At 38.6% G+C, this 15,848-nt stretch carries 16 protein-coding genes; 9 read left to right on the forward strand and 7 right to left on the reverse strand.

Features of this window, described 5'->3' with window-relative positions:
- Positions 1-38: 38 nt before the first annotated feature.
- The 3 genes from RBU59_RS09515 (at position 39) to RBU59_RS09525 (ending at position 3,677) form a co-directional block, all read left to right on the forward strand.
- A complete protein-coding gene (locus tag RBU59_RS09515) occupies positions 39-962 on the forward strand; it encodes an ABC transporter permease (protein WP_308147643.1) in 924 nt (307 codons plus the stop codon).
- A gap of 10 nt (positions 963-972) precedes the next feature.
- Positions 973-1,866 (forward strand): carbohydrate ABC transporter permease, encoded by an 894-nt coding sequence (locus RBU59_RS09520; protein ID WP_308147644.1) that lies wholly within the window; start codon positions 973-975, stop codon positions 1,864-1,866.
- Positions 1,867-2,096: 230 nt separating this feature from the next.
- The gene (locus tag RBU59_RS09525; RefSeq protein ID WP_308147645.1) at positions 2,097-3,677 is read left to right on the forward strand and encodes a sulfatase family protein; all 1,581 of its coding nucleotides are present in this window, start codon (positions 2,097-2,099) and stop codon (positions 3,675-3,677) included.
- Positions 3,678-3,775: 98 nt separating this feature from the next.
- Here the strand turns inward: RBU59_RS09525 and RBU59_RS09530 are convergent, their stop codons facing one another.
- The 7 genes from RBU59_RS09530 to RBU59_RS09560 form a co-directional block, all read right to left on the reverse strand.
- Positions 3,776-4,033 (reverse strand): DUF4160 domain-containing protein, encoded by a 258-nt coding sequence (locus RBU59_RS09530; protein WP_308147646.1) that lies wholly within the window; start codon positions 4,031-4,033, stop codon positions 3,776-3,778.
- Entirely contained in the window at positions 4,026-4,295 is a 270-nt protein-coding gene (locus RBU59_RS09535) for a hypothetical protein (protein ID WP_308147647.1), read from the reverse strand. The genes RBU59_RS09530 and RBU59_RS09535 overlap by 8 nt, the downstream gene beginning before the upstream one ends.
- A gap of 176 nt (positions 4,296-4,471) precedes the next feature.
- On the reverse strand, positions 4,472-6,508 hold the full coding sequence (locus RBU59_RS09540) for a hypothetical protein (RefSeq protein WP_308147648.1): 2,037 nt from the start codon (positions 6,506-6,508) through the stop codon (positions 4,472-4,474).
- Positions 6,509-6,511: 3 nt separating this feature from the next.
- Complete coding sequence (locus tag RBU59_RS09545; protein WP_308147649.1) at positions 6,512-7,198, reverse strand: DUF6063 family protein; 687 nt, start codon at positions 7,196-7,198, stop codon at positions 6,512-6,514.
- Positions 7,195-8,244: a hypothetical protein gene (locus tag RBU59_RS09550; RefSeq protein WP_308147650.1), complete on the reverse strand. Its 1,050-nt coding sequence runs from the start codon at positions 8,242-8,244 to the stop codon at positions 7,195-7,197. The genes RBU59_RS09545 and RBU59_RS09550 overlap by 4 nt, the downstream gene beginning before the upstream one ends.
- Positions 8,245-8,262: 18 nt before the next feature.
- Entirely contained in the window at positions 8,263-8,805 is a 543-nt protein-coding gene (locus RBU59_RS09555) for a hypothetical protein (RefSeq protein ID WP_308147651.1), read from the reverse strand.
- Positions 8,806-9,035: 230 nt separating this feature from the next.
- Complete coding sequence (locus tag RBU59_RS09560) at positions 9,036-10,046, reverse strand: Wadjet anti-phage system protein JetD domain-containing protein (protein WP_308147652.1); 1,011 nt, start codon at positions 10,044-10,046, stop codon at positions 9,036-9,038.
- Between the two features lie 366 nt (positions 10,047-10,412).
- On the opposite strand from RBU59_RS09560, the gene RBU59_RS09565 reads away from it, so the two are divergent.
- The 6 genes from RBU59_RS09565 (at position 10,413) to RBU59_RS09590 (ending at position 15,826) form a co-directional block, all read left to right on the forward strand.
- Entirely contained in the window at positions 10,413-11,135 is a 723-nt protein-coding gene (locus RBU59_RS09565) for a response regulator transcription factor (RefSeq protein ID WP_334307744.1), read from the forward strand.
- Entirely contained in the window at positions 11,125-12,219 is a 1,095-nt protein-coding gene (locus RBU59_RS09570; RefSeq protein WP_308147654.1) for a sensor histidine kinase, read from the forward strand. The genes RBU59_RS09565 and RBU59_RS09570 overlap by 11 nt, the downstream gene beginning before the upstream one ends.
- Before the next feature lie 97 nt (positions 12,220-12,316).
- The gene (locus RBU59_RS09575) at positions 12,317-13,510 is read left to right on the forward strand and encodes a hypothetical protein (protein ID WP_308147655.1); all 1,194 of its coding nucleotides are present in this window, start codon (positions 12,317-12,319) and stop codon (positions 13,508-13,510) included.
- The gene (locus RBU59_RS09580) at positions 13,500-14,327 is read left to right on the forward strand and encodes a hypothetical protein (RefSeq protein ID WP_308147656.1); all 828 of its coding nucleotides are present in this window, start codon (positions 13,500-13,502) and stop codon (positions 14,325-14,327) included. Before RBU59_RS09575 ends, RBU59_RS09580 begins: the two co-directional genes overlap by 11 nt.
- Complete coding sequence (locus RBU59_RS09585; protein ID WP_308147657.1) at positions 14,314-15,198, forward strand: hypothetical protein; 885 nt, start codon at positions 14,314-14,316, stop codon at positions 15,196-15,198. The genes RBU59_RS09580 and RBU59_RS09585 overlap by 14 nt, the downstream gene beginning before the upstream one ends.
- A complete protein-coding gene (locus tag RBU59_RS09590) occupies positions 15,191-15,826 on the forward strand; it encodes an ATP-binding cassette domain-containing protein (protein ID WP_308147658.1) in 636 nt (211 codons plus the stop codon). Before RBU59_RS09585 ends, RBU59_RS09590 begins: the two co-directional genes overlap by 8 nt.
- The last annotated feature ends 22 nt before the right edge of the window (positions 15,827-15,848 follow it).

Consider the following 15,848-nt stretch of genomic DNA (forward strand, 5'->3'; position numbering starts at 1 on the left):
GACATTGACGGCTTCAAAAAATAAGGAGGATCATCTTTATGCATGCTAAAAAAAAATCTTCAAACTTCATAAAATCCCTGCATAAAAATGCAGGATTATATATTTTGTTTTTCATTCCTTTAGCATGGTATATACTGTTTCAATATGTACCGATTTACGGTTTACAGATCGCTTTCCGCCGGTTTAATCCATCCCTTGGAATCTCCGGAAGTGAATGGGTAGGGTTAACTTATTTTAAGCAATTTTTCACTTCCTATTATTTTAAGGATGTGGTATGGAATACCATTTCCTTAAGTTTATTTACGATGTTGATTGGTTTTCCCGTACCGATTTTTCTGGCTTTGTTAATCAATGAAATCAGGAATCGCCGTTTTCAGAAAGTAATTCAGAATATTACATATATTCCAAACTTTTTATCCGTAGTTGTTATTGTCAGTATGCTGAATCTGTTTTCTGATCCGTCTTATGGATTATTTAATACGGTGCGGGAATTTTTCGGATTACCGGCAATCGATTTAATAGCAAAACCCGAATATTTCCAGCCAATGTATGTTTTCTCCAATGTGTGGCAGTTTATGGGATTTAATTCGGTCATTTATATTGCCGCTCTCACTTCCATAGATCCCTGCCTGTATGAAGCAGCGTCCATTGACGGAGCTTCCCGGCTTCAGAAAATAATCCGGATATCCCTTCCCTGCATAAAAACCACAATTCTTATTATGCTTATTATGCGTATCGGCAATTTAATGTCCGTGGGATTTGAAAAAGTGTTACTGATGCAGAATCCTGTTAATACAACAGCCAGTGAGATTATTTCTACCTTTATTTATAAGAATGGTATTAAAAAAGGGCAATTCAGCTACAGTGCGGCGGTAGGCATATTTAACTCATTAATAAATTTTTTATTGTTAGTAAGTGCTAATTTTATCAGTAAAAAAGCATCGAAAACAAGTCTTTGGTAAGGAGGATTATATGAAATCAAGAATCATCAGGAAATCAAAAGGTGAGTTTATATTCGATATTTGCATAAATCTAATTGGTCTGCTCGTCATTATTATCGTTCTGGTACCTTTGATTTTTGTTGTTTCGGCCTCCTTTTCCGATCCGGATCTGGTGTTAAAAGGAAAGGTTTTCTTATTTCCAAAAGGAATTACCTTAGAGCCTTATAAAATGGTATTTCAAAATAAAGACATCTGGCAGGGTTACCGCAATACTATTTTTTATACAATTACAGGAACAAGTATCAGCGTTATTCTGACCGTTCTGGCAGCATATCCACTGTCGCGGAAAGAAATGGCCGGCCGCAAGTATTTTATGTTAATAATTCTATTCACTATGTATTTTAACGGCGGTTTAATTCCTACCTATTTGCTGGTCCGTAATCTGGGATTGTACGATAGAGTGTGGGCGCTTCTGATCCCTTCCGCAATCTCTACCTTTAATCTAATAGTGGCCAAAACCTTTTTTGAAAGCAATATTCCGGATGAAATGTATGAATCCGCCAAGTTAGACGGATGCGGTAATATACGTATGCTAATGAGTGTTGTGCTTCCGCTTTCTAAAGCAATCATTGCCATACTGGTGCTTTACTATGCAGTTGATCAATGGAACTCTTACTTTAATGCTTTAATTTACTTAAACAATGAAAAGCTATATCCCCTTCAAATCATCTTAAGGAACATACTGCTTTTAGGGCAGACCGAACAACTTGGCACCAATGCCGTTGGTATGGGAGAAAAAATAAAAATGGCGGAAGGCATTAAATATTCAGTAATTATTATTTCCAGTGTCCCCATTTTAATGGTATATCCCTTCGTCCAAAAATATTTTGTAAAAGGGGTAATGATTGGTTCCATTAAAGGATAATGGGTCGGCCATGTGCAAAAGAGTGCCTTTTCCTCGCTGCACTCAGATAGCCTAAGTAAAATTCTATATAGAAAAAACAAATATTGAGTCAGAATTTTCTAATGACATAAAGAATATCATTTAAAACAGTTTATGGAAGTTATCAGAAGTAAGAAATGTAAGAAAGGAGTAGGGACTGCCATAAAATAGCTTATTAAAACAATTTTACAGCAGCCCTGGATAGAAAAATTATGGAATCACAAAATGCGAAACCTAATATTATTATTGTAATGTCGGATCAACAACGGGCGGACCTACGAAAAAGCAATGGTTACTGTCTGGATACGATGCCCTTTTTAGACAGCTGGAGCTGCGGGGGAGTGGATTTTAACAGGGCATATACACCCAATCCAACCTGTATGCCGGCCAGAGTCAGTATGTTTACCGGCCGCTATGCAGAATGCCACAAAGTTCGTACAAACCATAATGCTATTGATGCATTATATTCAAAAGATCTGTTGGATGTATTTAAGGAAAATGGTTATCAAACAGCCTTGTGCGGGAAGAACCACTCCCATCACGCTCCGGATGACTTTGACTTTCATGAAATGACAGGACATCTGGGATATGAAGGAGAAATTAACACTTCAAAAGAAGAAATAGAATTTGCAGATTTCCTTTTGAATACCAAACATATGGAAACAGATATTCCTTCTCCCGGCGGGTTAGAAGTTCAGCATCCCTACCGCAATGTATCTTCCGCTTTGAAATTCATCGATCAGGCAGATAGGGAAGTCCCCTTTTTTGCCTGGGTATCTTTTGCAGAACCTCATAATCCTTATCAGGTTCCGGAGCCTTATTTTAATATGTTTCCGCCGGAGAGTCTGCCGCCTACAGCAGGAACAGAAAAAAATCTTGACGAAAAGGGAGTGCGCTTTCGCTGGCTCAGGGACAGATGGGAAGATGTGCTGGGAGATAACATTAATGAACGAATTTTACGCTGCCGTTCAAATTACCACGGCATGCTCAGACTGATTGATGATCAGCTGAAACGCTTAATTGAAGGGTTAAGAGAACGTGACCTGGAGAAAAACACCATCGTTATCTATGTCTCAGATCATGGAGACTTTGTGGGAGAATACGGACTGATCCGAAAGGGCGCCGACCTTCCTGATATTTTAACCCACATTCCTTTTGTATGGCGGGGTCCCGATATTGTACCCCAGGGAAAACAGACGAATTCTTTTGTAAGCCTGGTAGATATATTGCCTACTTTATGTGACATAATTGGCGCCAAGATTCCTTTTGGCTGTCAGGGAAAGAGCATTCTCCCGATTCTTACCAACAAAGAGATACCGGATAAGGAATTTGACTGTGCTTATTCCGAAAGCGGTTTTTCAGGTTTGTACTGGAATGAGAAAGATGCTCTTACCTTAGAAGCGGAAGGCGCCTCACAAAATATGGTTACCTTTGACTGTCTGAATACCTGGACCCAGTGCGGTCAGGTAAGAATGCTGCGAAAAGGCGATTACCGGATTCAATTAGATATGATGGGAACAGGATATCTTTATAATGTAAAAGAAGATCCCGGTGAGCTTGTAAACCTTTGGGATAATCCAGATTATTTTAATCTAAAGACCGACATGTTAACCGAATTAACCGCAGCCATACTCAGAGCCTGTGATCCGCTTCCGGTACCGCATAACCGGTACCGCACCAAAATCCATCCGAAAGGTTATTGGTTCCAGCCATATGCCAGTGAGGATATGGGAGTACGGAATACCGGATCTCTTACGAATATGTTAAATCATATGGAACCTAAGAAATCATAGCGTGAAAGCAAATAATAATGAAAGGTATAAAAAATGACCATCTGTATCTGATTGCAGATGGCCTTTTTTATGACGTTACTTATATAGTTGTTTTATTGTTACATACCAAAATGCTGATACCATCTGGCTATAATCGTATCACGATTTGCCCATAAATATTTTTGAATTTTCTTCAAATCAGCTGCCGGAATCTCACTCTTATTCTGGATAAGTTCAATTTCTTCTCTGGTAATCCAAAACTTTGTAGCACTCTCTGTCGGGTTTCCCTTTGAAATATGGACATGAATTGGTTCATTGTTCTCATTCGACCAGAAATAAACTTTATACCCCATAAAGTCCAGCAATGCCTTAGGCAACAGAACCACTCTCCTTTTCTCTTGCGATTTCCCATATAAGGAATGCATTCCGCCTTAAATATTCCTCCAGTTCCATCAATTCATCTTCCGTAAATCCATATGTCTTATAAAACATATTATTTGGTAATTTACCTTCTGCAAAATCAAATCCATCTTTATTAACCCTTTCAAAGCGAACAGAAATTTCTTCAAAACCTTTTATCTGTTCTATATTAGAGAAAGTTAATACGATATCATCTAACGTTGAATAGTAGTTTGCCATACATATGCGCCTCCTTATCCATCAATTAATAATCAGCTTTCTATATCTGTTTACTTCTTTTCTTTACTAATAAAACCTCTAATAATTTATTAAAAGTATATCACAAGGAGTATGGAATTTCCATAATTCATTACAATATAATCAGCTATTGAAAATATACACCAATAAAACTTTTTTTATTCCTCCATAAAATCAAATATACTTTCCTGTTCAAAGGTCTGATGGAATACAGCATGCTCCAATCTTTCGTTTTCTTCCAGCCCATCTTTGTTTTTCCTGATATTTTCGATATGCAATACTTCTTTGTCACTATACATTTTCTGTCGTACACTTAAGGTATAAATTAAGTTGAAACGATTGGTTATGGAGCTTTGACTAAGGTCGGAAAGACAAATCAGTTGAATGTTAAATGTCCTGGCTATATCTATGACTGCTTTAAGTAAATGCTCGGAGGATGTTCTGGCAAATGGATTATCCATTATCATAACCTTTGATTCATGAATGGAGGACTCATTCATTCTTCTGCCCGTTGCTTCCCTGGTATAGGAAATCAACGTGGAAGCCACAGTGAAGAAACATACGAATTTTTCTCCCCCTGAATTTTCTTTCATGGCATCTTCCCAGGCTTTCATACCGCTGTTATTTTCATTTAGCTCAATTTTATAAATGGAAACTGGTATTACCTCTTTACCAATCAGCTGATTTAACAGCTGCCTGGTAGAAACCATACTTCGGATCTTATCCTTATATTTTTTATCCATACCGCTGTTACTGTTATCTTCCTGTTTCAGGTAATCAATTAAAAGCTTCAAGGTGGATTCAATATAGTCTTTCATCCGGTTGATAGAAACGTTATTATCCAGTTCTTTAGGAATTCCCACGGAAAGCATCTGGATCGGCCTGCTTTTTGTACCAAGTTTAATTTTTGACTTTTCGGAAATCGACCGTATTCCCTCATAAATTAGTGTCGCATAGCTGACACACTGCTCGGTTACCTGCCGCTTGGTATCTTCCATCTTAGCCAGCTGCTGCTCATAAAGATCCAGTAATTTTTCAAGACTTTCACGCTTTTTCATCAACTCCTCAAGGTAGAAATATACTTTTTCATAAGAAACCTCTCCATTTATATCCAAAGATAAAAGGGAAATTAAAATGTCCGTTATGGAGACGTGAACATTCTCATAATTTTTTCTGATATTGTCATAGAGTCTTGCAAAGCTTTTCTTTTCTTCCTTACAGCTTTTCTCCGTTTCCTGATACGCTTTCTGTAATTCCTGACACTGCCTGTTTATATCTTCATCTAATTCAAACCGGCTTATAGAATTCTTTTCGATCTCGGGTTTAACCATGTTGCCGATAATACCAGATTTGATTTCACATAACTGACTTCTAATACGTAAAACACTTTCCTTTTCTTTCATTTCTTCTTTCGAAAACCTGATTTTTTTGCGCCGATTAGCATAATCCTGCTTTATTTTCTCCTTAGGCAGGGGGCTTACCAAGCCGATTTTCTGTAATTCCGAAAAAGCTGCGTTCATCTTTGTACGGACTATTGTGACTTCATCATGAACCTTTTGCCAGCTATCACATATCTTTGTATATGTTTGTGAAACCTGTGTCAAATCTTCTTTTATCATTCTTAATTCGGGTTCGTCAAACTTGATATCTTTATAGTCCTCCAAAGTCAGATTCAACTCATTAATTTCGTTTTCATAATTCATAAGAATTTCTTTTTTATCGTTCAGTTCTCTTTCCAGGGCTTTAATTGACTGCTCCAAACCATTCATGATCCTCTTATATTCTTTTTCCAGCATTTCAATGGAACTCTCAATTACCTGCCCTGTTTTTACCTCCTCATAAGGCTGCATCTTTAGCCGGCTGCCCACATTCTCATCTCCGGTCACCTTTGGGGCAATTGCGACTCCCGTAAGAAGATAATCTTTCTTTGCCGTATTATCTAAAATCCATTCCAGTAAAATATAAGCAGGCTGTCTGTTTCTTTTAAAATAAGAGCTCATGGTTCTTTTTTGAAGAGAACAGTCCGGAATCACAGGCTGGAGCATAAGCTGTATCAGGACACTCTTACCGCCGCCGTTTGCCAGGTTAAGAAGAGAATTTTCCCCTCCGAAAAACGAAAAGGTTTCATCGGCAATCTGCCTGATGTCATTGTTATAGTAAAAATTTATAATACGCACCCTGTTTAACTTGGCCAACTATTACACCTCCTTATCAAATATACGTTGTATCTCCTGAACCCGGTCTTCATGGAGATAATAATTTACAAAAATATCATGCAGACGTTTTGTCGGTCGTATTTCCCTGTTATCTTCCACAAGGCGAATCAGCTTTTCCCTTTCCAGCAGTTTTAGGGCTTTCATTACCGTTCCTGCTTTTGTCTTAAGCTTTCCCTCATCATATACCTGCTTATTACTCCAGTACTCCGCAATTTTACCGAAATTAACACCGTATTCCTCCTCATAGGAATCTAATTGGTCCGATTGGTTTAAATAACCGTCAAACCGTTTATCCAGCTCATCAATCAAAACTTTTATCTGAAGAAAATCCCGTTGTACGGGATTATTGTTTTTCCCTCCATAAAATAAATACAAAATTATCATTATAATATAGGTCTGCAGATAAGCATCCGTAAGTGTCGAATTGGAAGAAATGGATTCTCTCAATTCTTTCATACTCATACTTAATACATCATTTTCCAAATTGGGAATCATGTAAATGGTCTGTCCTACCTCCAGTAGTTCAAATCCCAGTTCTTCCTCAAGTTCTGATAAGAGCTCCCTTACCTCTTCTTTTTTATATTCCAAAAACAGTTCACTATCCGATTCACTGCTAAACTGCCCCTCTTTCAATAATCTGGAATAGATCTTAAGAGCACTTTTTATCATATAGATTCACCTTCTTCTCTCATAACAGGTCTAATTATAAAATCATCCATTTCAATAAAATTCATTAAAAGCTCCTCCCCATAATCAGCGGGGACTAATAGCTTTAATCTATCTTTTTCAGCTTTTTCAAATGTTAGTTTACTTACCCCAAAGAAATCCGGATTACGCTGTTCCAAATGATATAGACTATAAGCCAAATCGAATTCTCCGTTAGCCTCTGATACAATCTCCGTCTCATCCCTGTTTACCCACTTTATAATATCGATTTCATGGATTTCATATAACTTTAACATAATTAAAAAAATCCGTTTGTTCTCCGTATATACATTAAGACGTTTTGTTTTTCCTTCCAGGCAGTGGTAAAATTTCCCAAAAGTAAAACTCTCTTTGTGATCTCCTGCATACTTAAATAATCTTTCAACAATACGAAAGTTAATTTCATTCTTTAATTTAATTTCCTCCAGGGTCCGGCTTTCAAGGAGTTCTTCCTCCGGTAATTCCAAATCATCCTGGGACATCTCTTTTAACTTTCCCTGACGCTCATAAATCAGGTTAAGGTTCAGTCTCTTTTTAAGCCGCGGTAAAGACAGCGGCCCTAGAAGTTCTGATAGCAACGGAATAGTTTTCTCATTAATTAGGGTTAGCGGTTCCAGTATTTCTCTATCAAAGTCATACCGTTTAACGATTGAAGCAAAAAAACTGTTCTGAATTGTCTCTTCATAAACCTGGTTCATGGAAAATCTTTTTCCAATCAGATTTCTTTGTTCCGCTATAACAATCTGTATATTCCGTTTAATTTCAAAAAGGCTGTCAAGGGCTTTTACCATCGTGTTATCAAGATAACCGTTCTCTTCCCTTTCAAAATTGATTCTGACCTCATCCTGTTCCACACTGACTCTGATGTCCTGCATACCTTCATATTCTTCATCAATTAATGTATATGTTTCCGATAATATTTTTTCATATTCACTTTTATCAATTTCATGAATATTCTGTCTGATTCGATATATAAACTCTTCCAGATCTTTTTTCTTTTGACGGAGCATAGATATCAAATTTTTACTTTACGCAACTGCATGCTTATAATTTTTCCGTTTCAGAAGTTCCTTTAATTTAAGCTGTTCCAATTTAAAATCCAGTTCCTTGTCCACTTCTTTCGTCCGGAACAAGAAATCATATCCCTGGTCTGTTAACTGGTAAATGATTCTATTATCATTAAGAAGTTTATCGTTTATCAGTCTTACCCTGACCGGCTTAATCTTGTCCGTATAACACATGGCATTATAATTTTTAACAGCTCCCCCGTTCTGAAGGATATCCTTTACCATATACTCCGTCAAAGCTTTCACTTTATCATAACTAAACCGGTAGTTATATAAAGGTAGTACCTGTTCCATAAATGCTGTCATATTTTGAAGAGTACAGTCATCATTCTCGCTTAACGTCTGTTCCATAATAAAAATAAGCAACGTAAAAAAGAGATTATCCAGCTCATTTTCTTTAAACCAACTCTCAATCTCCTGATTTTTATTTTTCCTGTTTACAATGGATTCCACCACTGCAACAAATTCCATCCTTTTTTCAAAACCCTCTAAATAATCGAACATTATATTTCCTCTTTATATCCTATCCGCGAAATCATATGATAGCAATGCTCCACATCGATAATGCGTACTCACTTCGTTTTTCGCTGTCATAAGGTCTGCCGATATTATTTCATAAGTATAAATCATGTTTGTAATCATGCTGCTGTAACTTATGAACAAACCCACCGTTTCATATTCAGCTTTCATTATATCAAAACCCAATATCTTATTCAGGAGCTGATAACAACATATTATCTTACAAGCTTTAAATAATCCCTGTAATTTAATATCTCCTGGGGGATGCGTTTGTTACTATCCAGCACCCGCTTTATAAGCATTTCTTCATTTTCTGTGAAATAATCGAGAAAACATTTATCGTAAATTATTCCCCTGTTATCATCCGTTGGCTCTAAATCCTCATATATTGCTTTCTTTAGCATATGCTTATAGAGCCGTACAAAAGGTTTTATACTGCCCTCCCTGTTATTATTCAAACATCGGTATAACATATCGATTCCTGCAATATCGATATCACCTGCATATAAAATCCGATAAGGCCGGTCGGTAATTTCATCCATAAACTTACCAAGCGCCTCCGGTTTTGTCGCTTTATTTCCCTCTCCATATATGATAATATCTATTTGGACGTCAAATAAAATTTTCTTTTCCGATTGTTTTAAGGATTTACCTAACGAATACCAGGTATCTTTATTTTCTATGACAAGAGCGGTAACTATGGGGGAATTTACATGCAAATCCAGGAAGAAAAAGGATTCCGGCGCATAAAAACAATTCAGATAATCATTATTTAAATGGTTCCAGGAACAAATCTGTTTCCCTGCTGCCGATTCCAAAAATTTTTCATTCCTCCATATATCATAGGAACGTTCCTTTACGGACATGTTATAACTCAATGTTTCCCTGTTATTCCATAGATACTCACTTAATTTTATAATTTTTTCCTTATTTTCTATAAACTGCTTTGGATTCTTTAAATACCTTGTAATATCCATATCCGGGTGAAGCTTTCTGATCTCTTTTTCATATTCCTTATAATCTTCCTTTTTGGTCACTTTCTTATATTCGGAATAGATCCTTGGTATAAAAGAAGTCATACCTCTTTTTTTAACCGGTATGATTTTGTCCTCTGCTATCCATTCTTCAATGATTGCTTTTAACTCAACATAATCACTGATGTGAAATGCTTTCATAACATCAAGATAAGTGAAAAACTTAGATTTTATTTTGTTTATATCCGGCATCCATACTCTCCCCCCTCTATGCTGCAAATGGTTGTTTCATACGGTTATTCTAACATAACACTGAAATTCTGACAACTCCAACCCTATTAATCACGGCAAACACACAGAGTTCTCAAACAAGTTGACATTATAGGCAGGTGCGTATAGAATTACTATAAAGTATACCGGAAGCTAACATGATACCTGGATTATATCACATTTTGTGATGTAACGAAATTGAGCATATCAGAGAGAGAAATAGAATAACTCTGCAGGAATAAATGCATAACGGTGTGATATGTAAGGTGCTTGTGGCCTATCCTAAGACTGCTAATATGCTAATACATGGGTAAAAAGCTTTCGAACCAGGTATAGTAAGTGACTAAGATGATATTTTTGAGAGGAGCAAACGAATTGGATCGACCAAAAGTTTTAATTGTAGATGATGACCGGGAAATCGTGGACTTGATAGAGCTTTATCTAGCAAGCGAAAACTACGAAATCTTAAAAGCGTATGATGGGAAAGAGTGTACGGAATTTTTGCACTATCATGATATTTCTCTTTTAGTGCTGGACATTATGATGCCTGAAATTGATGGTTTGACCATTTGTAAAAACCTGCGTGAGCACTCCAATATACCTATCATTATGGTAACTGCCAAAACAAATCCCATAGACAAAGTGCAAGGCCTGACAATCGGTGCGGATGATTACATCACAAAGCCCTTTCACCCTTTGGAATTGGTTGCCCGAATCAAGGCACAGATGCGCAGATTCACCCAGCTTAATCCTCACAACACAAACCATGGACAGACGATTGTCATTAAGGATTTAATTATCAACACTCTGGAACACACGGTTACGAAAGGGGACATACCCTGCCAACTTACACCCAAGGAGTTTGACATTCTCCTGCTGCTGGTGCAAAACCGGGGACAGGTTTTCAGCTCGGAGGCTATCTTTGAAAGTGTCTGGAAAGAAGCAGCCTATGAACAGGACAATACAATAATGGTGCACATTAGAAAGCTGCGGGAGAAATTAGGAGATGACGCCCGCAAACAGAAATATATCCATACCGTATGGGGAGTGGGGTATAAAATTGAAAAATAGATTTTGGAAATTTACGATAAAAATATTAGTGTACGCTATAATCAGCCTGTTTCTTGGTGGTCTCACAACATTGCTGCTTGCATACGGGTATTATAAACTCTTTGACAATGCCCTTGTGCGCATAGAAGTGCTATGGCTTGTATCGGTTGCAGAAGGCATTTTTTCTCCTGGCTGGTGCCTTGTTTATATCACCGTGACCTTACTGTTTGCAGTTGTCCTTATGTGGGTTTTTACCAGACGGACAACAAAGCGCATGGATGGAATCTTAACTGCCGTTTCGCAAATGCGTGAGGGCAGTTACCGCGTACTGCTGCCAAATGAATATAAGGATAGCTTAGGTCAAATTGAACAGGGTATCAACGCCTTAGCTGTACAGGTGCAGGACAGCCAAGGCGAAAGTAAGGAAGTCGAACAAGCTAAGAACGATTTTATCATAAATATCGCCCATGATTTAAGAACACCTCTCACATCAATTATCGGCTACCTGGCATTTATCAGCGAAAAACAGCTTGATTCAGAACTCTCCGCAAAATATGCGACAATTGCCTTTGAAAAATCAAAGCAGTTAGAAAACCTTGTTGAATCCCTTTTTGACGTTGCCAACTTCGCAATGGACACGATCACGGTGAACAAAAAAGAGATTAACCTCGCGAAATTTCTCTGTCAGAAGCAGGATGAACTGTATCCTCAGCTTAATGATGCGGGCATGGAAATCCGCCTCAATATAGATAAAGCTATTCCCACCATTCAAGCAGATGGGGATTTAATGGCCAGAGCATTTGATAATTTAATTGGCAATGCCATCCGCTATGCAAAGGAAGGGAAATATATCGACATTGAAACAACAAAGGATGATAAGAATATCTATATCTCCTTTATCACTCACGCAAACCCAATCCCTTCCAGTGAACTTGAGAACATCTTTGACAAACTTTACCGGCTTGAAAAATCTCGTGCCAGCAGAACGGGTGGTGCGGGCTTAGGCTTACCTATCAGCCGGCGTATTGTAGAATTGCATGGCGGAACGCTTACCGCACGGCAGACAGCAGACGGTACAGCTTTTGACATTTGTCTGCCAAAGTAAAATTCGAAAGTTAAGAATTTGATAAGATTTACCCTCCTATTTTGTTCAGGTGTCTTTTATATCATAAAGTCAAGAACAAATAAGGAGGGTTTTTTATATGAAAAAAACAATTTTACTGATTCTGCTTTGTATATCTTTACTAGAGTTAACCGCCTGTAAAAAAACACCTAATGTAACGGATATGCCACCTGCTCACGGCAAAGAGGTTACTCCCGGTGAAGCAAACAGTCCCACCATTAACAGATCCGAACCAACCCACATGACAAAAAAACTGTGTGATGGTTTGGAAATTGACGCGGATATTCCAATATCTGATGTTTCCTCCCTGCCTACTTATCAGGCAAACCCTTTAACAATAACTCCAAACGATGCGATTGCCTTGTTTTTATCGGAAGGGAAGAAAAAAATCGGAACACAAACAAAGGACCACTATGACCCCAAAGGATTTCTCCTTACCATGAAAGGTGGTCAGGAAATCTTCCATCGCAGTGGGCAGCTTTCCTTTGATTCGGGAAACTCGGCAAAGGATCAAGACATATTTGATGTGCTTCAAAGATACGGCCGTGTACACCCCCAGAAAGGACCCAGGTCCTTGTCTTTTATGTCCCCAAAGGAAGCAGTAAAACAAGGAGAAGATTTGATTCAAAAATTAGGCCTTATAAGTAATCCTGATATTAAATCCGGGCAAATCGTGGGCCTTAAGGCTGAGGAAATTATGAACTGGCAAAAGGAGCTTCTCAAGGACAGCAGCTATAAGGAAGGCGTAGACATAGGAAAAACAACTATCCTAAATGATCTGGATGCAGACGATGATGCGTACCTTCTCACCTTCTCCCTTCAATATCAGGATATTCCAATCTTTAATCAGGACAATGAGCCGTCCATATCTTCTGCAAGTGATGGTCTTGCTCCTCCATCTGCAAAAGCAGCTATGTTGGTAACAGCAAAAGGCTTGCGGTATTTTTCACTGGAGGGTGGTGTTAGTGCAAACGGAACTGCTTCAAAGCCCCAAGCAATTATTTCTGCGGATAAAGCTCTTAGTAAGCTTGTGGAGAAATACGAAGATACCATTCGATTTGGCAAACAATGCATTACCGAGGTTTGGTTGGAATATATTCCACAATCCGATAACAATACTCAAAAGCCCGGCGCACCAGTTACTTTGACACCCTATTGGTGTTTCCGCCTGGCAAGCTTTGACGAAGCAACCGATAAGCTGGACGAAAGAGAATATGACAGTGCGGAGCGGTTCAATGCCATCACAGGAAAGGACTTAGCTTATGGAGGGTAAGGTTTTTATCCGTATACTCAAAGCGGATGCAAAAAGAGCATTTCGCCTGCCCTTTTTGTTTGCAGTACTTGCTGTGATTGCAGACTTTGTGTTTGATAACTACAGTGCTTTGATAAATGCTCTTTTCATCAATCCTGACATGGCACATGATGCCACCAGTGTGTTTTATTTTTACTTTAACGCGGTAGCTTTCGGCGGCGTATTCACGCGTTATTTGTCTGCCATGATAGCAGCCCTTCCGTTCTCTGCAGGGTATATAACCGAACGGCAATCTGGAATGACACTATATCTCATAAGCCGAACGGGACGGCGGGAATATTGCCTTTCCAAAATAATTATCAGTGCCGCTTCCGGCGGGCTTGCACTTTTTGCAGGCAGCTTGATTTTCTTATTCATCCTTTCAACTCGTTTACAATTGACTATTCCTTCTGACTTAGTGGAAAATCAATGGATTCCTTATTATGAGTTGCTGAAATCCGGCGGCGGCATACCCTATTTTGCAGCAGTGTTGTTTCTGATGTTTCTTACAGGCATGTTGTGGGGAACTTTGGCTTGTGCAATATCCGCATTCGTAACAGATACTTATGTCGTAATCGCTTCACCTTTTTTGCTGTGCTTTTTGCAAATACAGATTTCCCGTTTTCTGCGCTTACCAAACAATTACCGGTTGGAAATGCTGCTTTACGGGCGTGGTCAATGGGGAAGCTACCATATATCATTACTGCTTTTAGGATTATTAATTTTACTGATTATCACGTGTTGTACATTTTTATTTACCCGCAAGGTAATAAGGAGGGGACAAGATGGTCTTAGTTAAATGCCTGCGTGTATTTTCATACCGCTTTCGCTTTTCTTTTTCGTCTGCTCGAATTCCGCTTATTTTTATACTGACAGCAATCTTCGTATATTCCAATATCGAAAATGTTTCTGAAATGTCAGCTTCACTGGGTATTCCATGCCGCCCTTATTTATTTCCACATCTGGTAAATGATTTTATCTGCCAGCTTGTTTTTATGGGCGCAGTCATAGTACTGTTTTGTGATGCACCATTTACTGACGATGTGACCATGTACTTTAAATATCGCTCTGGCCGGTTGTCATGGACAATGGGTCATGCCATATATATTATCGCGCTTTCCTTTCTCTTTATATTGATGATAATGATGGTTAGCACCTTTGCCCTGTTTCCCCATTTGGAGTTTGGAGAAAGCTGGGGCAAGATTATAAATACTTTGGGAAAAACAAATATAGGCAGTCAATACGGTGTTGCTTTTCGGGTCAGTGATTATCTGATTGGAGCCTATCTGCCGCTAAAGGCAATGGTTTACACTTTTCTTTTGGAATGGGTATGTGCAGCATGGCTGGGACTGCTTATTTATTCCGGTAATCTCTTGACTTTAAAGCCGATTGGAACCTTTGCTTCGGCCGGCTTTGTGCTCATGGATATTACTATTGCCAATGAAGGGGCTCTTTCATCCTATAAGTTTTCGCCCCTTACTTTGGCACAGCTTGCTTCATTGACAGGGCTTAATAGACAATTAGGTGGTATTACACTTCATTATTCCATTCGTTTTTTCATCATCACCCTCGGTATTCTGCTGTTTACTTGCGCCTTTGGTGAAAAAATACAGTACCTGGCAGCCCTGGGTCTCCAAAAACTGAAAAGAGGAGGTAATCTTTATGGATAATATCATATCTGTTCAAAGTGTTACAAAGCAATTCAAAACGCAAAAGGTACTAAACAATATCAGTGTAGATTTCCCATCCGGCAGCATTTATGGTCTTGTCGGCCGCAATGGTTCCGGCAAAACCATGCTGATGAAGTGCATTTGTGGTTTTGTTCCACCCACAAGCGGTAAAATATTTGTGCAAGGCAAGCAGGTACGATACGGTTCACAGTTTCCGAAAGGCATTGGCTTTATTATCGAATCTCCTGGCTTCTTACGTACCATATCGGGAATTGCCAATCTAAAACACCTTGCTTCCATCAACAGGCAAATCGGAATAAAGGAAGTAAAGGAAGCAATGATAATGGTTGGACTTGATCCCGACAGTAAAAAGCACGTTGGCCGTTATTCACTTGGTATGCGTCAGCGGCTTGGAATCGCGCAGGCTATTATGGAGCATCCGGATATTCTGATATTGGATGAGCCAATGAATGGATTGGATAATAACGGAGTTGCCGAAATGCGGGAGCTTTTCCTCAAATTGAAAGGTGAGGGCAAGACGTTGATTATCGCCAGTCATAATCACGAGGACATCGAGGTCTTATGTGACAGAGTTTATGAGATGGACAACGGAATTCTAAGGGGATAAAGCGGTATCCCCTAACGAACAT

The sequence above is a fragment of the Anaerocolumna sp. MB42-C2 genome (genome assembly GCF_030913705.1).
In the GTDB taxonomy this organism is placed as follows: Bacteria; Bacillota; Clostridia; order Lachnospirales; family Lachnospiraceae; genus Anaerocolumna.